This window comes from Streptococcus oralis, assembly GCF_023110055.1.
Taxonomy (GTDB): domain Bacteria; phylum Bacillota; class Bacilli; order Lactobacillales; family Streptococcaceae; genus Streptococcus; species Streptococcus oralis_BY.
In genome coordinates this window covers 763,859-783,329 of record NZ_JALDVG010000001.1, presented here as the reverse complement: position 1 = coordinate 783,329, position 19,471 = coordinate 763,859, and the positions used below count along the sequence as shown (strand labels likewise).

General features: G+C 41.7%; 20 protein-coding genes and 1 other annotated feature. Of the genes, 19 read left to right on the top strand and 1 reads right to left on the bottom strand.

Features of this window, described 5'->3' with window-relative positions; translation table 11 throughout:
• The first annotated feature begins 28 nt into the window (after nucleotides 1–28).
• From tmk to M1G01_RS03715, 11 genes are all read left to right on the top strand, one after another.
• Nucleotides 29–667 carry a dTMP kinase gene (gene tmk, locus M1G01_RS03765; RefSeq protein WP_247931199.1) on the top strand — a complete coding sequence of 213 codons (639 nt, stop codon included), beginning with the start codon at nucleotides 29–31 and terminating at the stop codon, nucleotides 665–667.
• A complete protein-coding gene (locus tag M1G01_RS03760) occupies nucleotides 664–1,554 on the top strand; it encodes a DNA polymerase III subunit delta' (protein WP_247931198.1) in 891 nt (296 codons plus the stop codon). Before tmk ends, M1G01_RS03760 begins: the two co-directional genes overlap by 4 nt.
• A gap of 145 nt (nucleotides 1,555–1,699) precedes the next feature.
• A complete protein-coding gene (gene yabA, locus M1G01_RS03755) occupies nucleotides 1,700–2,017 on the top strand; it encodes a DNA replication initiation control protein YabA (RefSeq protein WP_000358229.1) in 318 nt (105 codons plus the stop codon).
• A 2-nt stretch (nucleotides 2,018–2,019) separates the two neighbouring features.
• Complete coding sequence (rsmI, locus tag M1G01_RS03750) at nucleotides 2,020–2,898, top strand: 16S rRNA (cytidine(1402)-2'-O)-methyltransferase (protein ID WP_001166866.1); 879 nt, start codon at nucleotides 2,020–2,022, stop codon at nucleotides 2,896–2,898.
• A 133-nt stretch (nucleotides 2,899–3,031) separates the two neighbouring features.
• Nucleotides 3,032–4,366 carry a methylenetetrahydrofolate--tRNA-(uracil(54)-C(5))-methyltransferase (FADH(2)-oxidizing) TrmFO gene (gene trmFO, locus M1G01_RS03745; protein WP_049550010.1) on the top strand — a complete coding sequence of 445 codons (1,335 nt, stop codon included), beginning with the start codon at nucleotides 3,032–3,034 and terminating at the stop codon, nucleotides 4,364–4,366.
• A gap of 83 nt (nucleotides 4,367–4,449) precedes the next feature.
• Complete coding sequence (gene pyrH, locus M1G01_RS03740; RefSeq protein WP_000002996.1) at nucleotides 4,450–5,187, top strand: UMP kinase; 738 nt, start codon at nucleotides 4,450–4,452, stop codon at nucleotides 5,185–5,187.
• 7 nt (nucleotides 5,188–5,194) lie between these two features.
• Nucleotides 5,195–5,752: a ribosome recycling factor gene (gene frr / locus M1G01_RS03735; protein ID WP_247931197.1), complete on the top strand. Its 558-nt coding sequence runs from the start codon at nucleotides 5,195–5,197 to the stop codon at nucleotides 5,750–5,752.
• A 59-nt stretch (nucleotides 5,753–5,811) separates the two neighbouring features.
• Complete coding sequence (gene cvfB / locus M1G01_RS03730) at nucleotides 5,812–6,666, top strand: RNA-binding virulence regulatory protein CvfB (protein WP_001095457.1); 855 nt, start codon at nucleotides 5,812–5,814, stop codon at nucleotides 6,664–6,666.
• 11 nt (nucleotides 6,667–6,677) lie between these two features.
• Complete coding sequence (locus M1G01_RS03725) at nucleotides 6,678–7,283, top strand: GrpB family protein (RefSeq protein ID WP_247931196.1); 606 nt, start codon at nucleotides 6,678–6,680, stop codon at nucleotides 7,281–7,283.
• Nucleotides 7,280–7,495: a YozE family protein gene (locus M1G01_RS03720; protein ID WP_001232084.1), complete on the top strand. Its 216-nt coding sequence runs from the start codon at nucleotides 7,280–7,282 to the stop codon at nucleotides 7,493–7,495. The genes M1G01_RS03725 and M1G01_RS03720 overlap by 4 nt, the downstream gene beginning before the upstream one ends.
• A gap of 80 nt (nucleotides 7,496–7,575) precedes the next feature.
• Nucleotides 7,576–8,562 carry a PhoH family protein gene (locus tag M1G01_RS03715; protein WP_247931195.1) on the top strand — a complete coding sequence of 329 codons (987 nt, stop codon included), beginning with the start codon at nucleotides 7,576–7,578 and terminating at the stop codon, nucleotides 8,560–8,562.
• A gap of 52 nt (nucleotides 8,563–8,614) precedes the next feature.
• Here M1G01_RS03715 and ald read toward each other — a convergent pair whose 3' ends face one another.
• Complete coding sequence (gene ald / locus M1G01_RS03710) at nucleotides 8,615–9,727, bottom strand: alanine dehydrogenase (RefSeq protein WP_247931194.1); 1,113 nt, start codon at nucleotides 9,725–9,727, stop codon at nucleotides 8,615–8,617.
• A 176-nt stretch (nucleotides 9,728–9,903) separates the two neighbouring features.
• On the opposite strand from ald, the gene M1G01_RS03705 reads away from it, so the two are divergent.
• The 8 genes from M1G01_RS03705 (at nucleotide 9,904) to M1G01_RS03670 (ending at nucleotide 19,434) form a co-directional block, all read left to right on the top strand.
• Nucleotides 9,904–10,473, top strand: a complete 570-nt coding sequence (locus M1G01_RS03705) for a GNAT family N-acetyltransferase (RefSeq protein ID WP_247931193.1) — start codon at nucleotides 9,904–9,906, stop codon at nucleotides 10,471–10,473.
• 67 nt (nucleotides 10,474–10,540) lie between these two features.
• Nucleotides 10,541–11,191 (top strand): helix-hairpin-helix domain-containing protein, encoded by a 651-nt coding sequence (locus tag M1G01_RS03700; RefSeq protein ID WP_076984480.1) that lies wholly within the window; start codon nucleotides 10,541–10,543, stop codon nucleotides 11,189–11,191.
• The gene (locus tag M1G01_RS03695) at nucleotides 11,175–13,415 is read left to right on the top strand and encodes a DNA internalization-related competence protein ComEC/Rec2 (protein ID WP_247931192.1); all 2,241 of its coding nucleotides are present in this window, start codon (nucleotides 11,175–11,177) and stop codon (nucleotides 13,413–13,415) included. The genes M1G01_RS03700 and M1G01_RS03695 overlap by 17 nt, the downstream gene beginning before the upstream one ends.
• A gap of 72 nt (nucleotides 13,416–13,487) precedes the next feature.
• Nucleotides 13,488–13,619, top strand: a sequence feature (ribosomal protein L20 leader region).
• 15 nt (nucleotides 13,620–13,634) lie between these two features.
• Nucleotides 13,635–14,165, top strand: coding sequence for a translation initiation factor IF-3 (infC, locus tag M1G01_RS03690; RefSeq protein WP_000848184.1), 531 nt, complete (start codon nucleotides 13,635–13,637; stop codon nucleotides 14,163–14,165).
• A 32-nt stretch (nucleotides 14,166–14,197) separates the two neighbouring features.
• Entirely contained in the window at nucleotides 14,198–14,398 is a 201-nt protein-coding gene (gene rpmI, locus M1G01_RS03685; protein ID WP_001125942.1) for a 50S ribosomal protein L35, read from the top strand.
• A 51-nt stretch (nucleotides 14,399–14,449) separates the two neighbouring features.
• On the top strand, nucleotides 14,450–14,809 hold the full coding sequence (rplT, locus tag M1G01_RS03680; protein WP_000124830.1) for a 50S ribosomal protein L20: 360 nt from the start codon (nucleotides 14,450–14,452) through the stop codon (nucleotides 14,807–14,809).
• Nucleotides 14,810–14,984: 175 nt separating this feature from the next.
• Nucleotides 14,985–16,649, top strand: coding sequence for a molecular chaperone HscC (locus M1G01_RS03675; RefSeq protein ID WP_247931191.1), 1,665 nt, complete (start codon nucleotides 14,985–14,987; stop codon nucleotides 16,647–16,649).
• A 13-nt stretch (nucleotides 16,650–16,662) separates the two neighbouring features.
• Nucleotides 16,663–19,434 (top strand): J domain-containing protein, encoded by a 2,772-nt coding sequence (locus M1G01_RS03670; protein ID WP_247931190.1) that lies wholly within the window; start codon nucleotides 16,663–16,665, stop codon nucleotides 19,432–19,434.
• The last annotated feature ends 37 nt before the right edge of the window (nucleotides 19,435–19,471 follow it).

Below are 19,471 nucleotides of genomic sequence, written 5' to 3'. Positions count from 1 at the left end.
AAGGTAGAAAAAAAGAAATGAGTTAGACATGTCAAAAGGATTTTTAGTCTCTCTTGAGGGACCAGAGGGAGCAGGAAAGACCAGTGTTTTAGAGGCTCTGCTCCCAATTTTAGAGGAAAAAGGAGTAGAGGTGCTGACGACCCGTGAGCCAGGTGGAGTCTTGATTGGAGAGAAGATTCGGGAAGTGATTTTGGACCCAAGTCATACGCAGATGGATCCTAAAACAGAGCTTCTTCTCTATATCGCCAGTCGCAGACAGCATTTGGTAGAAAAAGTTCTTCCAGCTCTTGGAGCTGGTAAGTTGGTCATTATGGACCGCTTCATCGATAGTTCTGTTGCTTATCAGGGATTTGGCCGTGGCTTGGATATTGATTCCATTGATTGGCTCAATCACTTTGCGACAGATGGCCTCAAACCCGATTTGACCCTCTATTTTGACATTGAGGTGGAAGAAGGACTGGCTCGCATTGCTGCTAATAGTGACCGCGAGGTCAATCGTTTGGACTTGGAAGGCTTAGACTTGCACAAGAAAGTTCGTCAAGGTTACCTTTCTCTTCTGGACAAAGAAGGAAATCGCATTGTCAAGATTGATGCGAGTCTTCCTTTGGAGCAAGTTGTGGATGCTACCAAGGCTGTCTTGTTTGACAGAATGGGCTTGGATAAATGAAACAAGAACAACTAAAAGCTTGGCAGCCAGACCAGTTTGACCGCTTTGTCCGTATCCTAGAACAAGATCAGCTCAATCACGCCTATCTCTTTTCAGGTTTCTTTGGAAGCTTGGAAATGGCGCAGTTTTTGGCTAAGAGCCTCTTTTGTACGGATAAAGTAGGCGTTCTACCATGTGAGAAATGCCGAAACTGCAAGCTGATTGAACAGGAAGAATTCCCCGATGTTACCTTGATTAAGCCAGTCAATCAGGTCATCAAGACAGAACGCATTCGGGAATTGGTGGGTCAGTTTTCTCAAGCAGGGATTGAAAGTCAGCAGCAGGTCTTTATTATTGAGCAGGCGGAGAAAATGCATCCTAACGCGGCTAATTCTCTGCTCAAGGTCATCGAAGAACCCCAGAGTGAGGTTTATATTTTCTTCTTGACCAGCGATGAGGAAAAGATGTTGCCAACTATCCGGAGTCGGACCCAGATTTTCCACTTTAAAAAGCAAGAAGAGAAGCTCATCCATCAATTAGAACAAGCAGGTCTGGTCAAGAAAAAAGCAACTCTCTTAGCCCAGTTTTGTCAATCACGTGCTGAAGCTGAAAAGTTGGTCAATCAGGCTAGTTTTTGGACCTTGGTGGATGAGAGCGAACGCCTGCTGACCTGGTTATTAGCTAAGAAAAAAGAGAGTTATTTGCAAGTTGCGAAATTAGCCAGCTTGGCAGATGACAAGGAAAAACAAGATCAGGTCTTGCGAATCCTCGAAGTTCTCTGTGGGCAGGATCTCTTGCAAGCAAGGATGCGACAGATTTTACAAGATTTGCTAGAAGCCAGAAAAATGTGGCAAGCTAATGTAAGCTTTCAAAATGCCATGGAATATCTGGTCTTGAAAGAAATATAAACTCATACTCTTCGAAAATCAAATTCAAACCACGTCAACGTCGCCTTGCCGTACTCAAGTACAGCCTGCGGCTAGTTTCCTAGTTTGCTCTTTGATTTTCATTGAGTATTAAAAATGAACGATATAGAAAGGAAAGGGCTGGTTTATGGACAAAAAAGAATTATTTGACGCGCTGGATGATTTTTCCCAACAATTACTGGTGACCTTGGCCGATGTGGAAGCCATCAAGAAAAATCTCAAGAGTCTGGTAGAGGAAAATACAGCTCTTCGCTTGGAAAATAGTAAGTTGCGCGAACGCTTGGGCGAGGTGGAAGCAGATACTCCCGTCAAGGCTAAGCATGTTCGTGAAAGCGTCCGTCGAATCTATAAGGACGGTTTTCACGTATGTAATGATTTTTATGGACAACGCCGAGAGCAGGACGAGGAATGTATGTTCTGTGACGAGTTGTTGTACAGGGAGTAGGCATGCAGATTCAAAAAAGTTTTAAGGGACAATCTCCATATGGCAAACTTTATCTAGTGGCAACACCGATTGGCAATCTAGATGACATGACCTTTCGTGCCATTCAGACCTTGAAAGAAGTGGACTGGATTGCAGCTGAGGACACGCGCAATACAGGACTTTTGCTCAAGCATTTTGACATTTCCACCAAGCAGATTAGTTTTCACGAGCACAATGCCAAGGAAAAAATTCCTGATTTGATTGGTTTCTTGAAAGCAGGACAAAGTATCGCTCAGGTATCCGATGCGGGTCTGCCTAGTATCTCGGACCCTGGTCATGATTTGGTTAAGGCAGCTATTGAGGAAGAAATTGCAGTAGTGACAGTTCCGGGTGCCTCTGCAGGGATTTCTGCCTTGATTGCCAGTGGTTTAGCTCCACAACCACATATCTTTTACGGTTTCTTACCGAGAAAATCAGGCCAGCAAAAGCAATTTTTCGACTTAAAAAAAGATTACCCAGAAACTCAGATTTTCTACGAATCGCCCCACCGTGTATCAGATACATTGGAAAATATGCTAGAAGTCTACGGTGACCGCTCGGTAGTCTTGGTCAGGGAATTGACCAAAATCTATGAAGAATACCAACGAGGAAAGATTTCAGAGCTACTAGAAAGTATTGCTGAAACGCCACTCAAGGGTGAATGCCTTCTCATCGTTAAAGGCGCAAGTCAGGATGTGGAGGAAAAGGACGAGGAGGACTTGTTTTCAGAAATCCAATCTCGTATCCAGCAAGGCATGAAGAAAAATCAAGCCATTAAGGAAGTTGCGAAACTCTACCAGTGGAATAAAAGCCAACTCTACGCTGCCTACCACGAATGGGAAGAAAATCAAGAAAATGACTAAACAGGGAAGTTTGCCTTCTTCCCTTTTTTTGTTATACTAGTAAAAGAAAAATTAGAAAGATTTGTGGGTGCCAAACAATCCAGTGGCTTGTTTGGATATGGACTGATGTTCCACCCAAAGAGGTATTAGTGTCGTGTCTCAATCTTATATTAATGTTATCGGTGCTGGTTTGGCAGGTTCTGAAGCAGCTTACCAAATCGCAGAACGCGGTATTCCAGTTAAACTCTATGAAATGCGTGGTGTCAAGTCAACACCCCAACACAAAACAGACAATTTTGCTGAATTGGTTTGTTCCAATTCCTTACGTGGGGATGCTCTGACAAACGCCGTTGGACTCCTCAAGGAAGAAATGCGTCGCTTGGGTTCTGTCATTTTGGAATCTGCTGAAGCTACACGTGTCCCTGCTGGTGGTGCCCTTGCGGTGGACCGCGATGGTTTCTCCCAGATGGTGACCGAAAAAGTAGCCAATCACCCCTTGATTGAAGTGGTTCGTGATGAAATTACAGAATTGCCAACGGATGTTATTACAGTTGTCGCTACTGGTCCTTTGACTAGTGATGCCTTAGCTGAAAAGATTCATGCCCTCAATGACGGTGATGGTTTCTATTTCTACGATGCGGCGGCGCCGATTATCGATGTCAATACCATCGATATGAGCAAGGTCTATCTCAAATCTCGTTATGATAAGGGAGAGGCGGCCTACCTCAACGCTCCAATGACCAAACAAGAATTTATGGATTTCCATGAGGCATTGGTCAATGCGGAAGAAGCACCGCTGAATTCTTTTGAAAAAGAAAAGTACTTTGAAGGATGTATGCCAATCGAAGTCATGGCCAAGCGTGGCATTAAAACCATGCTTTATGGTCCCATGAAACCAGTTGGTCTGGAGTATCCAGATGACTACACAGGCCCTCGTGATGGAGATTTCAAAACTCCATATGCGGTTGTCCAGCTCCGTCAGGATAATGCGGCTGGTAGTCTCTATAATATCGTTGGATTCCAGACCCACCTCAAATGGGGAGAACAAAAGCGTGTCTTCCAAATGATTCCAGGTCTTGAAAATGCGGAGTTTGTTCGCTATGGGGTCATGCATCGCAATTCTTATATGGATTCACCGAACTTGCTAGAACAAACCTATCGTTCTAAGAAACAACCAAACCTTTTCTTTGCTGGTCAAATGACGGGTGTGGAAGGCTATGTTGAGTCAGCAGCTTCAGGCTTGGTTGCAGGTATTAACGCAGCTCGTCTCTTTAAGGGTGAAAGTGAAGCTATCTTCCCAGAGACCACAGCGATTGGAAGTCTAGCTCATTACATCACTCATGCGGACAGCAAACATTTCCAACCAATGAATGTCAATTTTGGGATTATCAAGGAATTGGAAGGCGAGCGTATCCGTGATAAAAAAGCTCGTTATGAAAAAATTGCAGAGCGTGCTCTTACCGACTTAGAGGAATTTTTAACGGTTTAATTTTTTTGAAAGAATTGCTCATGATACTATAAAAATCTTAGAAATTGTGATAAAATAGGTAGGATAAAAAAAGGAGAGTAAAAATGGCGAACCCCAAGTATAAACGTATTTTAATCAAGTTATCAGGTGAAGCCCTTGCCGGTGAACGTGGCGTAGGGATTGATATCCAGACAGTTCAAACAATCGCAAAAGAGATTCAAGAAGTTCATAGCTTAGGTATCGAAATTGCCCTTGTTATTGGTGGAGGAAATCTCTGGCGTGGAGAACCTGCTGCAGAAGCAGGAATGGACCGCGTTCAGGCCGATTACACTGGAATGCTTGGGACCGTGATGAATGCTCTTGTGATGGCAGATTCATTGCAGCAAGTTGGTGTCGATACGCGTGTGCAAACTGCCATTGCCATGCAACAAGTGGCAGAGCCGTACGTACGTGGACGTGCCCTTCGTCATCTTGAAAAAGGCCGCATCGTTATCTTTGGTGCTGGGATTGGTTCACCTTACTTCTCAACAGATACAACAGCTGCCCTTCGTGCAGCTGAAATCGAAGCGGATGCCATTCTGATGGCTAAAAATGGGGTAGACGGTGTTTACAATGCCGATCCTAAGAAAGACAAAACTGCCGTTAAGTTTGAAGAATTGACCCACCGTGACGTTATCAATAAAGGTCTTCGTATCATGGACTCAACTGCTTCAACCCTCTCTATGGACAACGACATTGACTTGGTTGTCTTCAATATGAACCAACCAGGCAACATCAAACGTGTCGTATTTGGTGAAAATATTGGAACAACAGTTTCAAACAATATCGAAGAAAAGGAATAAGAAAATTATGGCTAATGCAATTGTAGAAAAAGCAAAAGAGAGAATGACCCAGTCTCACCATTCACTTGCTCGTGAATTTGGAGGTATCCGTGCCGGTCGTGCCAACGCAAGCTTGCTAGACCGTATCCATGTAGAATACTATGGAGTCGAAACTCCTCTTAACCAAATCGCTTCAATTACCATTCCAGAAGCGCGTGTCTTGTTGGTAACACCATTTGACAAGTCTTCATTGAAAGACATCGAACGTGCCTTGAACGCTTCTGACCTTGGTATCACACCAGCTAATGATGGTTCTGTGATCCGCTTGGTTATCCCAGCTCTTACAGAAGAGACTCGTCGTGACCTTGCCAAAGAAGTGAAGAAGGTCGGTGAGAATGCTAAAGTGGCTGTCCGCAATATCCGTCGTGATGCTATGGACGAAGCTAAAAAGCAAGAAAAAGCAAAAGAAATCACTGAAGACGAATTGAAGACTCTTGAAAAAGATATTCAAAAAGTAACAGACGACGCTGTGAAACACATCGACGACATGACTGCCAATAAAGAAAAAGAAATCTTGGAAGTCTAAAAATAAACAGAAAAACTCAGTTGGCATTGCTGGCTGAGTTTTATTCGAAAGAAGGAAATATGAATACAAATCTTGCAAGTTTTATCGTTGGACTCATCATCGATGAAAATGATCGTTTTTACTTTGTGCAAAAGGATGGTCAGACCTATGCTCTTGCTAAGGAAGAAGGTCAACATACGGTAGGTGATACGGTCAAAGGTTTTGCCTACACGGATATGAAGCAAAAACTCCGCTTGACAACTCTAGAAGTGACTGCCACTCAGGACCAATTTGGTTGGGGAACCGTAACAGAAGTTCGTAAGGACTTGGGTGTCTTTGTCGATACCGGTCTACCTGACAAGGAAATCGTTGTGTCACTCGATATCCTCCCTGAGCTCAAGGAACTCTGGCCTAAGAAGGGTGATAAACTTTACATCCGCCTTGAAGTGGACAAGAAAGACCGAATCTGGGGACTCTTGGCGTATCAGGAAGACTTCCAACGTCTGGCTCGTCCTGCCTACAACAACATGCAGAACCAAAACTGGCCAGCCATTGTTTACCGTCTCAAGCTGTCAGGGACCTTTGTCTATCTGCCAGAGAATAACATGCTTGGTTTCATTCACCCAAGTGAGCGCTACGCAGAGCCACGTTTGGGACAAGTTTTAGATGCGCGTGTCATTGGTTTCCGTGAAGTGGACCGCACCTTGAACCTATCCCTCAAACCACGTTCTTTTGAAATGTTGGAAAATGATGCTCAGATGATTTTGACCTACTTGGAAAGCAATGGCGGTTTCATGACCTTGAATGATAAGTCTTCTCCTGAGGACATCAAGGCAACCTTTGGTATCTCTAAAGGTCAGTTCAAGAAAGCACTCGGTGGCTTGATGAAGGCTGGTAAAATCAAGCAAGACCAGTTTGGTACAGAGTTGATTTAAACCTTATAGACATGATAAAGAAACTTGAAGAAATGAGTTTAGAGAAACTCTGGCAACTTTTTCCTATTTTTCTAGTAGAGCACAAGTCAGAGTGGAAAGACTGGTATGAATCGGAAAAAACAAGTCTGAAAAAAATATTGGGTGCAAATGTTATTAAAAGAATAGAACATATCGGTAGCACTGCTATCCCTAATATTTGGGCCAAAAATATCGTTGATATTCTGTTAGAAGTAGGTAAAATAGAGGATTTAGCAAGAGTTAGGGATTTATTGGTGAAGAATGGTTGGCTAGTGATGTCGGAGAGTCCTAACAGGATTTCGCTAAATAAAGGATATACAGAGCAGGGATTTGCTGAGAAAGTTTTTCATTTACATTTGCGAATGACAGGAGATCATGACGAGATTTATTTTAGAGATTATCTCTGCCAGCATCCAGATATCGCCCAAGCGTATCAGGAATTAAAATTAAGTTTGTGGAAACAATTTGAACACAATCGAGACGCCTATACAGATGCGAAAACGGATTTTATAAACCACTACGTTTCAGAGGCTAAGTCCAGTAATTTTCTAGAATCAGAAAAGTGTCATCAAAAAATTCTTGATAGGAGAAAGAATTGAGAAAATCATTTTACACTTGGCTCATGACCGAGCGCAATCCTAAAAGTAATAGCCCCAAAGCCATTTTGGCAGATCTCGCTTTTGAGGAGTCAGCTTTTCCAAAACACACGGATGATTTTGATGAGGTGAGTCGCTTTTTGGAGGAGCATGCCAGCTTCTCTTTTAACCTAGGAGACTTTGACGCCATCTGGCAAGAATACTTAGAACACTAGAGACAATGAGATGAGGCTAGTATTTTATTGTTCTCTTTGCTATAATAAAAAGAAATAAACGGATTAGAGAGGTTCTTTATTTGAAGGAACATTCAATAGACATTCAACTAAGTCACCCAGATGACTTGTTCCATCTTTTTGGTTCCAATGAGCGCCATCTTCGTTTGATGGAAGAAGAGCTCGATGTGGTGATTCATGCCCGTACGGAAATTGTCCAGGTTATCGGAGAAGAGTCTGCCTGTGAGGAAACCCGTCAGGTTATCCAAGCCTTGATGGTTTTGGTTAATCGAGGGATGACAGTTGGGACGCCAGATGTGGTGACGGCTATTAGCATGGTTAAAAACGATGAAATCGACAAGTTTGTCGCCCTTTACGAAGAAGAAATTATCAAGGACAATACTGGGAAACCGATTCGTGTCAAAACCTTGGGTCAAAAACTTTATGTGGACAGTGTCAAACAGCATGATGTGACCTTTGGAATCGGACCTGCAGGGACAGGGAAGACCTTTCTTGCCGTGACCTTGGCAGTGACTGCCCTTAAACGTGGGCAAGTCAAGCGTATTATCCTCACTCGACCAGCAGTGGAAGCTGGTGAGAGTCTAGGATTTCTTCCAGGTGATCTTAAGGAGAAGGTCGATCCTTATCTTCGACCAGTTTATGATGCCTTGTATCAGATTCTTGGGAAAGACCAAACGACTCGTCTCATGGAACGTGAAATTATCGAAATCGCGCCCCTTGCCTATATGCGTGGTCGGACCTTGGATGATGCCTTTGTCATTCTCGATGAAGCACAAAATACGACCATCATGCAGATGAAGATGTTCTTGACTCGTTTAGGCTTTAATTCTAAGATGATTGTCAATGGAGATATCAGCCAGATTGACCTACCACGTAATGTTAAGTCCGGTTTGATTGATGCTCAAGAAAAGCTCAAGAACATTCACCAAATCGACTTTGTTCATTTTTCAGCTAAGGATGTGGTTCGCCATCCTGTTGTTGCTCAGATTATCCGAGCCTATGAACCAGCTCCAGTTAAAAATGAAGAAAAGAAGGAAGAGACAGAATAGCAAAAAAAGAGCAGTTCAATTTGAACTGCTCTTTTTTAATGAGTGTATAGCTTTAAACAAGTTCGTCGATAGACGTGTGCTCTTTATCGAGCCCTTCGGCAACTGGTAGGCTAGTTAAGTAACCTTTATAAGTGGTCACACCTTGACGCAAGCCCTCATCTTCAGCAATTGCTTGTGCGAATCCTTTGCCAGCCAGAGCTTCGATATAAGGAAGAGTGACATTGGTTAGGGCGATAGTAGAAGTACGGGCAACCGCACCAGGGATATTGGCAACGGCATAGTGGAGAACACCATATTTTTCATAGACAGGTTCATCGTGCGTTGTCACACGGTCAGCTGTCTCGATAACGCCACCTTGGTCAACGGCAACATCAACGATGACAGAGCCTGGACGCATTTGTTTGACCATCTCATCTGTCACCAATTTTGGTGCTTTGGCACCAGGGATGAGAACTGCACCAATCACAACATCAGCATCTCTCACACTTGCTTCGATGTTGAATGAATTAGACATAAGAGTTTGGATTTGGTTACCAAAGACTTCTTCTAGAACCGAGAGACGCTTAGCACTGATATCTAAAATAGTCACTTGAGCACCAAGACCAAGGGCGATGCGGGCAGCATGTGTACCGACGACACCACCACCGATGATGGTTACTTTTCCTTTTGGAACACCTGGTACACCACCAAGTAGAATACCAGAACCACCAGCTTGCTTAGTAAGGAAGTGAGCTCCGATTTGAACAGCCATACGACCTGCAACCTCACTCATAGGAACGAGGAGCGGTAGTTGTCCTTGATTGTCACGAACAGTTTCATAGGCAATTCCTGTTGTTTTGGCTGCTAACATAGCTTCTGCTAATTCTGGCGCAGCGGCCATGTGCAAGTAGGTGAAGAGAAGAAGATCGTCGCGCAAATAACCATATTCAGAAGCTAGTGGTTCTTTTACTTTCACGACTAACTCGGCAGCCCATGCTTCTGCAGCAGTAGCGACAATCTCAGCTCCTTGCTTTTGATAGTCCGCATCAGTAAATCCTGAACCGAGACCAGCATTTGATTCGATGAGGACACGATGCCCGCGACTGACTAAACTATGGACGCCAGCAGGAGTGAGGGCAACACGGTTTTCATTATTTTTAATTTCTTTTGGGATTCCGATTAACATAGAGATAACCTACCTTTCAATTGACGGGATTGTTTTAGTTGTCACATTTCAGTTCATAAATCAAAAATGTGATGGTTTTATTGTATATGAAACCGCTTCAAAAATCAAGAAAAACTTGTCATCCAAATTTATTTATGCTAGACTAGTGAGAATCAAACTCTAATGGAGGGAAAAGTATGGAATCAATATTTGTGAAATTTGCCCAGTATCCATCTATAGAAACGGAGCGTTTGTTGCTCCGACCTGTAACCTTGGACGATGCAGAAGCTATGTTTGAGTATGCCTCAGACAGAGAAAATACACGCTACACTTTTCCAACAAATCAAAGCTTAGAAGAAACCAAGAACAACATTGCTCAGTTCTACTTGGCTAATCCCTTGGGACGGTGGGGGATCGAGCTAAAAAGCAATTGTCAGTTTATTGGAACCATTGACTTGCACAAGATTGATCCTATTCTTAAGAAGGCAGCTATTGGTTACATTATCAACCAAAAGTATTGGAATCAAGGATTGACGACAGAAGCCAATCGTGCCGTGATTGAGCTGGCTTTTGAGAAGATTGGAATGCACAAGTTGACTGCCCTTCATGACAAAGACAATCCCGCATCAGGAAAGGTCATGGAGAAATCAGGTATGCGCTTTTCCCACGAAGAACCCTATGCCAGAATGGATAATAAAGAACCAGGACGAATCGTTACAAGAGTTCATTATGTCTTGACCAAGGAAGACTATTTTGCAAATAAATAAGCAGTTGAAAAGAAATTTTCAGCTGTTTTTTTCTTTCTCTTGCGAATAACTTAAGAGAGGAGAAAATATGGAAGCAATTATCGAGAAAATCAAAGAGTATAAAATCATTGTCATTTGTGCTATTTTAGGTTTGGCCTTGGGCGGATTTTTCCTACTAAAGCCAACTTCACAAACACCCGTCAAAGAAAAGAATTTGCAAGCTGAAGTCTCGGCCGTTTCAAAGGATTCATCGTCTGAAAAGGAAGTCAAGAAGGAAGAAAAGGAAGAGTCTGCTGAACAAGATCTGATCACAGTGGATGTCAAAGGTGCTGTTAAATCGCCAGGGATTTATGATTTACCAGTAGGGAGTCGTGTTCATGATGCTGTTCAGAAAGCTGGTGGATTGACAGAGGAAGCAGATAGTAAGTCGCTTAATCTCGCTCAGAAAGTCAGTGACGAGGCTCTTGTCTATGTTCCAACTAAGGGAGAAGAAGCGGCTAGTCAGCAGGCTGCCTCTGGAACGACTCCTTCGACAAGTAAAGAAAAGAAGGTCAATCTCAATAAAGCTAGTCTGGAAGAACTAAAGCAGGTCAAAGGCTTGGGAGGAAAACGAGCTCAGGATATTATCGACCATCGTGAGGCAAATGGCAAATTCAAGTCGGTAGATGAATTAAAGAAGGTCTCTGGCATTGGCGCTAAGACCATAGAAAAGCTAAAAGATTATGTCACAGTGGATTAAGAATTTCCCTATCCCCCTAATCTATCTGAGCTTTCTGTTACTCTGGCTTTACTATGCCATTTTTGGAGTGTCCTATCTCGCACTGCTAGGTTTTGTTTTTTTGCTCTTCTGCCTCTTTTTCCAATTTCCATGGAAATCTGCTGGAAAAGTTTTAGCGATTTGTGGAGTTTTTGGATTTTGGTTTTTGTTTCAAAATTGGCAACAGACACAAGCAAGTCAAAACCTAGTAGATTCTGTTGAAAGGGTACGGATTTTGCCTGACACTATTAAGGTCAATGGAGACAGTCTGTCCTTTCGGGGCAAGGCTGACGGCCGTACCTTCCAAGTTTACTATAAACTCCAGTCTGAGGAGGAAAAAGAGCTCTTTCAAGCCTTAACAGATCTTCACGAGATAGAGCTAGAAGGGAAAGTTTCAGATCCTGAAGGGCAGAGAAATTTTGGTGGATTTGACTACCAAGCCTATCTGAAGACTCAGGGAATTTACCAGACACTGACTATCAAGAGCATCCAGTCACTTAAACAGGTTAGCAGTTGGGATATAGGTGAAAATTTGTCGGCTTTACGTCGAAAGGCTGTAGTTTGGATCAAGGCGCACTTTCCAGACCCTATGCGCAACTATATGACAGGGCTTCTTTTAGGACATTTGGACACGGATTTTGAGGAGATGAATGAGCTTTATTCCAGTCTTGGAATTATCCATCTATTTGCCTTGTCAGGTATGCAAGTGGGCTTCTTTATGGATGCCTTTAAGAAACTCCTCTTGCGATTGGGCTTGACCCAAGAAAAGTTGAAGTGGCTAACTTATCCCTTTTCTCTTATCTATGCAGGTCTGACAGGATTTTCAGCATCTGTCATTCGCAGTCTCTTGCAAAAGTTACTGGCCCAACATGGTGTTAAGGGTTTGGATAATTTTGCCTTGACGGTCCTTGTCCTCTTTATCATCATGCCCAACTTTTTCTTGACAGCTGGAGGGGTCTTGTCCTGCGCTTATGCTTTTATCTTGACTATGACAAGCAAAGAAGGGGAGGGGCTCAAGGCTGTTGCCAGAGAAAGTATGGTCATTTCTTTGGGAATATTGCCCATTCTATCCTTTTATTTTGCAGAATTTCAGCCTTGGTCTATCCTTTTGACCTTTGTTTTTTCCTTTCTGTTTGATGTGGTCTTCTTGCCACTTTTGTCCATCTTATTCATTCTGTCTTTTGTTTACCCAGTCACTCAGTTTAACTTTGTCTTTGAGTGGTTGGAGTGTATCATTCGCTTGGTATCGCAGCTGGCAAGTAGGCCCCTGGTCTTTGGTCAACCCAATGCGTGGTTTTTGATTCTTCTCTTAGTTTCATTAGCTTTAGTCTATGATTTTAGGAAAAATATTAAAAGAATAGCAGGAGTCATTCTCTTTATTGTGGGGCTCTTTTTCCTGACCAAGCATCCACTTGAAAATGAAATTACCATGCTAGATGTTGGGCAAGGGGAGAGTATTTTCCTACGGGATGTAACTGGTAAAACTATTCTCATAGATGTAGGAGGTAAAGCAGAATCTGACAAGAAAATACAAGCTTGGCAGGAAAAGGCGACGACCAGCAATGCCCAGAGAACTTTGATTCCCTATCTTAAAAGTCGAGGAGTAGATAAGATTGACCAGCTGATTTTGACCAATACAGACAAGGAGCATGTTGGCGATTTGCTGGAGGTGACCAAGGCTTTCCATGTTGGAGAGATTTTAGTATCAAAAGGAAGTCTGACACAGAAGGATTTTGTGGCAGAATTAGAAGCAAGTCAAACTAAGGTGCGCAGTGTGACAGAGGGGGATAATTTTTCGATTTTTGGAAGTCAGTTAGAAGTCCTATCTCCAAGGCAGATTGGAGATGGGGATCGTGATGATTCTTTGGTTCTTTATGGAAAACTCTTAGATAAGCACTTTCTCTTCACAGGAAATTTGGAGGAAAAAAGAGAGAAGGACTTGTTGAAGCATTATCCTGACCTAGAGGTGGATGTCTTGAAAGCAAGCCAACATGGTGCTAAAACCTCATCAAATCCAACTTTCCTAGAAAAAATCAAACCAGAAATTACTCTCATCTCAGTTGGAAAAAACAATCGTGCGAAACTCCCCCATCAGGAATCCTTGACACGAATGGAAAGTATCAAGAGTAAGATTTACAGAACTGACCAGCAAGGGGCTATCCGCTTTACAGGGTGGAATAGTTGGCGAATTGAAACGGTTCGATAAAATAGACAAACTTTTCGAAAAATTGACTTTTTATCTTGACAAGGAATAGAAAACTTGGTATCATATAAAAGTTGAGAAAAGCAGAAGTGAGAGCTTCTCGCCTTGTGACATCAAGTTGCCTGGCCCTACGGATGAAAAGTTTCTAAGAAACGCTATCATAACGTGCGGGCTTGTATCATTACGAGTCCGCTATTGTTTTTCTCTAATAATAAAAAAGAGGTGAAAACCATAGCAAAGCAAGACTTATTCATCAATGATGAAATTCGTGTACGTGAAGTTCGCTTGATCGGTCTTGAGGGAGAACAGCTAGGCATCAAGCCACTCAGCGAAGCGCAAGCATTGGCTGATAGTGCGAATGTTGACTTAGTTTTAATTCAACCCCAAGCAAAACCGCCTGTTGCTAAAATTATGGACTACGGTAAGTTCAAATTTGAGTACCAGAAAAAGCAAAAAGAACAACGTAAAAAACAAAGTGTTGTTACTGTGAAAGAAGTTCGTCTGAGTCCAACTATTGACAAGGGTGACTTTGACACAAAACTTCGCAATGCACGCAAGTTCCTTGAAAAAGGAAATAAAGTTAAGGTATCCATTCGCTTTAAAGGGCGTATGATCACCCATAAAGAGATTGGTGCAAAAGTTTTAGCCGAGTTTGCTGAAGCAACACAAGATATTGCGATCATCGAACAACGAGCTAAGATGGATGGACGCCAAATGTTCATGCAGTTGGCGCCAGCAACTGACAAAAAATAATTGTCAGAAAGTTAAATAAAGGAGAAAAAATCATGCCAAAACAAAAAACACACCGCGCATCAGCTAAACGTTTCAAACGTACAGGTTCTGGTGGACTTAAACGTTTCCGTGCTTACACTTCTCACCGTTTCCACGGAAAAACTAAGAAACAACGTCGTCATCTTCGTAAAGCATCTATGGTGCATTCAGGAGATTTCAAACGTATCAAAGCAATGCTTACTCGCTTGAAATAATAGCCTAACGGTAAGTAAACAATTCTAGGAAATATTTGGAGGAAATAAAACATGGCACGTGTTAAAGGTGGCGTTGTATCACGCAAACGTCGTAAACGTATTCTTAAATTAGCAAAAGGTTACTATGGAGCTAAACACATCTTGTTCCGTACTGCAAAAGAACAAGTAATGAACTCTTACTACTATGCATACCGTGACCGTCGTCAGAAAAAACGTGACTTCCGTAAATTGTGGATCACTCGTATCAATGCGGCAGCTCGTTTGAACGGACTTTCATACTCACAATTGATGCATGGTTTGAAATTGGCTGAAATCGAAGTTAACCGTAAAATGCTTGCTGACTTGGCTGTTAACGATGCAGCAGCTTTCACAGCTCTTGCAGATGCAGCTAAAGCAAAACTTGGTAAATAATGACAAACTGTTTCATTCTTACTCTCGTGGTTTTTACCGTAAGAGTAGGGTGAAACTTTTTTATTTTCCTTAAACGATTTTCTATTTTAGAGAGTAAATCACAGATTTTTTCAAAGAAAATAGGATATTTCTTGTATAATAGGAATATCTAAAAAAGATTTGGAGTTAGAAGAAGATGATAGTAGGTATTGATTTAGGAACGACTAATTCTTTAGTAGGGGTTTATCAAGATGGTCAGGTTAAGCTGATTCCCAATGCTTTTGGTGAGTATTTAACTCCTTCTGTTGTGGCTTTAGATGACAATGATGAGATTATAGTTGGAAAAATTGCCAAGGAACGCTTGGTGACCCACCCAGACAAGACGGTTTCTCAGTTCAAGCGTTTTATGGGGACCAAGCATGAGTTGACGCTAGGAAATCGAGCATATAAGGCTGAAGAATTAAGCTCTTTTATCATTCGAAAGTTGATAGACGATGCAGAGACCTATCTTGGAGAAAAGGTTGAGGAAGTGATTGTTAGTGTTCCAGCCTATTTCAATGATGCTCAACGCTATGCGACCAAACTAGCAGGGAAATTTGCAGGCGTTCAGATTGATCGGATTATCAATGAACCTTCCGCAGCGGCTCTAGCTAAAAGATCTATGGTAAACCAAGAAGATCAATCTTTTATTGTAGTCGATTTTGGTGGTGGGACTCTTGACATTTCAGTTGTAGAGCTTTTTGATAATATTGTCGAAATCGTGTCGATTGCAGGGGACAATCGTTTGGGAGGAGAAGACTTTACTGCGGCTATTGCTGAGGAATTTTTAGTCTCCAATCAATTAACCAAGGATACGATTTCCCGAGAATTTTATAGCAAAATTCTGGTACAGGCTGAAAAGACTAAACTAGAACTCAATAGTAAAGAAGAAGTGAAGATGACAGTTCTGGACCAAGATCAGGAATACACTTTAGACTTGAGCTACCAGCGTTTTTATGAGCTTTGTCAACCGTTGCTAGCCCGTGTTAAGGCTGTTTTGGATCGTGCTTTGATGGATGCACGCTATAGCTATGTATCATCAGATAACTTTGTTCTTGTTGGGGGGACTTCGAAACTCCGCTTGGTTCAGGACTTTTTATCCTACTGTATCAATCAAGTGGTGCAGGTTTCGGATGATCCCGATCGGATGATTGCGAGAGGTTGTGCCCTTTTAGCAGGAATAAAAGAACGCCAGGGTGAGATACGAGATTTATTACTGTCTGATATTTGTCCTTTTACACTGGGGATTGAGATAGTTGGCGACCGCTTTTCGCCGATTATTGAGCGAAATTCAACCCTACCTGCTTCACGCATCGAGCAGTACTATACGGCTGAATTGGGACAGAGTCAAGTCAAGATAAAGGTCTATCAAGGTGAGATGATGAAGGCATCACAAAATCTGTTCCTAGGAGAATTAGAAGTTCCCGTCCCTGTGAATACTCGAGTAAATGAAAGTTTCACAGTTCGATTCACCTATGATTTAAATGGAATTTTGGATGTCGAAGTGAAAATTGATTCAACACAGGAAGTCTTTAGCCATGTTATTCTCCAAGATAGTGTTACTCTGACAGAAAAGGAAATCAAGGCTAAGCAAGCAGAGTTGACTCGCTATAAGATCAATGCTCAAGAAACAGAGGTTTATCGTTTCTTGATTGAAAAAGCGAATCGTGTGTACAGTATGCTCTTGGGGAGAAGAAGAGATGAGCTAATGGCTGAAACTAGACGATTTGAAGAAGAGGTCAGTCAAGCATCTGTGTATCATTTGCCAAAACTTTATCAATCATTTTCAAACTATCTAGACTTCCTAGAGCGAGGACTGTAAAAGAGGAGACCTTATGAATATATGGGAAACTTTAGGGATAGAGCCAACGACTGACGTCAAGCTTATTAGAAGGCGTTATGCTGAACTGGTTCGGCTCTATCACCCAGAAGACCAACCAGAAATTTACCAAGAAATTGTTGAAGCTTACCAAAAAGCCTTGATTTATGCGAGATCTAGAAATACAAGACCAGAAAATAGCCTAAGAAAAGCGAGTGACTCTCAAGAAGCTACTAAACTTGAAGAAGAGGAAAATGGAAAGCCTAACTCTAGTCTCAACTTTGAAAACTTGACTGAAGAAACGAAGACTGAGAACGAAGAGTCTGAAACATCTAGTCTTGATTTCAGTGATTATCAGCAATCGACTGATAAAACCAGCAATTCTTTTAACTTTGAAACCTTTAAAGCGGAAGAGGATGAGCAAAAGTCCACCCTTGACTTTAGTGACTATGATGAGGAAGTTCAGCTAAATGGAGATTCTGAAGAAAGAGCTAAGAATACCCTCAACTTTGAAACGTTTGGTGACGAAGAGAACCGTGGGCAAGAAGAAACAACAAGGTCTACCCTTGACTTTAGTGGTTATAATGAAGGAACCTATCTAATCCGAAATGCGATTGAAAGTATTGTTAAAAATGATGATTACAGTCCAGAAGAACAAGAGCATCTATGGCGTCAGTTCTTTCATCAGTATCAGTATGATATGGACATTGTTCAATCCGTTTTAGAGGAAATGGATGTTTATATTTTTAACAAACCGGAGCAATTCTCTATCCTCATTCCCTTGCTAGAAGACTATATACCTGACTTTAAGTACTGGGGATATTACTATAAACTGAAGTATTGGAAAGTTAAAAGAGATATAGCAGAAGAGGAAGGCAGTTCGCTTGAAAGCGCCCATGAAGCCACTGAACAATTCTCTTATTCCTATCAACTTTGCCAAGAAATTCTCCAGGATTCTAACAAAGCAAATCAATTGAGCTCTTGGATAGAGTTTTTCAAGCACCCCTATCTGAGCTTTATGGTCTTAGATCAAGTAAATCAAAATCGTCAGATAATCAAGAGCGTGCCCGTTTTAACCTATATTCTTGAAAAAAACCGACAAGTCATATTTGAAGAGGATTATCCACTCTTGAATGACTTGGCTGATTACTTAGACGAAGTAAAAGGGGAGCTGGGAGAAAACGTTGACTTTAGTTACTACTCTCTAGATAATCCAGATGAAGTTGAGGCAACCTTTTATGAGTTGCTCCATGCTCAGTATGAAGACGAGTACAAACTGTTACGTGATTGGCAATATCTTTTTGAAACAGTTAAAGATCACACGCTCTTACTTTATTTGTTAGAAAAAGTGGACGTCTATCCTTTAACCAATGCGAAAGTGTTAGCCCTTGTTCTCCAATTTGTAGAGCGTTACAGTGATGAGGAATCAAATCCTTACCTGAAAAAACTCCATTTCTGGAAGAGTATCCATTCTTATCCTTCAGTGGTAGAGGAGTATGCACTTAACAAAAAAGAAAATTTTGATTACTGGTACAATGAAGGTTATCTTTATATAGATAAACTCACTAAGAACGATGAAGATATCAATGATTGGGAAAAGTGGAGAAGCTACTTTAAAGGAAGACCACGCATTCTAACGATTTTGCTTCAACAAATCTATAAGGAGTACCATCGGTTTACAGATGGCAAGCTCTTGAGATATGTTTTGGCTCCTTTTCCTACTTCTAAAATGGCTCCCCAAATGATGACGGAGGAGACAGACCAGAAACTAGAAGAGATGACAGTTTATGCTTATGAACTTAGTCATCCAAAGGCCAAGCTCTCTTATTTGGATTGGAAAAAAAGACAGGTCTTTAAAAATAAGTTTCTTCAGATTTTCTTTGGCCTCTTTACGATTGTAAGTTTGCTACTTAGTGTTCTAGAGCGACCGGGTTATAATTCATGGGTTCATGCGGGTATGTTTTCTCTCTTTTACGTCTATATGCTAAAATTAAGGAAAACACCGATTGAGGAAGGAGTGACTGCTAGGGGGGGAAAACGGAAATTCTACTACAGCCCCCATCCATGGTTCCTACTAATCTTGCTATTGACCCTCGTCATTCCATCCTTACCGTTTGGTCTCATTGGTGCCCTTATGTTTATTACATTTTTCAGCTTCATCGATGGTTTCCAAGTGAGTCAGGGGCTGAAGTGGGATTATTCTTTGGATAAGCTGATTCCTATCGGTATCTTTCTTTCTGCTGGTTTTCTTTCTGCTTTGGTAAATCGAAGCCAGACTATTTCAGGAGTTGCAATGATGTACTTCCATATTTTTGCAATTCTTGTGATTAGCTTGTCTTTTACAAGATTTAGTCCTGGATTTCCACCATCTCTGAAGAAAATTTTCATACCAGCAATTTTGGGTATCCTACTCTTTCAATTATTGCCTTTCGTTCACAGCCGCTTAAACATTTTTAATCCAAATATCCTAAGAAATGAGACTCTGGCCTTGACGGTTATCCTTTTGTTAAATGGTATCGTCTTGTCTTATTTTACAAAGGATCAAGGCTTCATGATTGGTGTGAAGAAGGTCTTTATGATTTATGGCTTGCAGATCTTTATTTTCCTAAGAAGACTGTTCCGAATCCTATTCGCACTTATACCCGATTTTAGCAAAATTTATTTTGAAAAAGACCTGTTAATCCTGAATAGCGAATTTGCTTTCTACTTCCTCGAGGGACTTTTTGTCCTGATCATGCTTTTCCTTATTCGCAATATACGCAAGGAAAATCGTAAAAGCGCTGCTTAGAATGAAAGCATAGAGAAGAGGACTCTAGTTCAAGTTC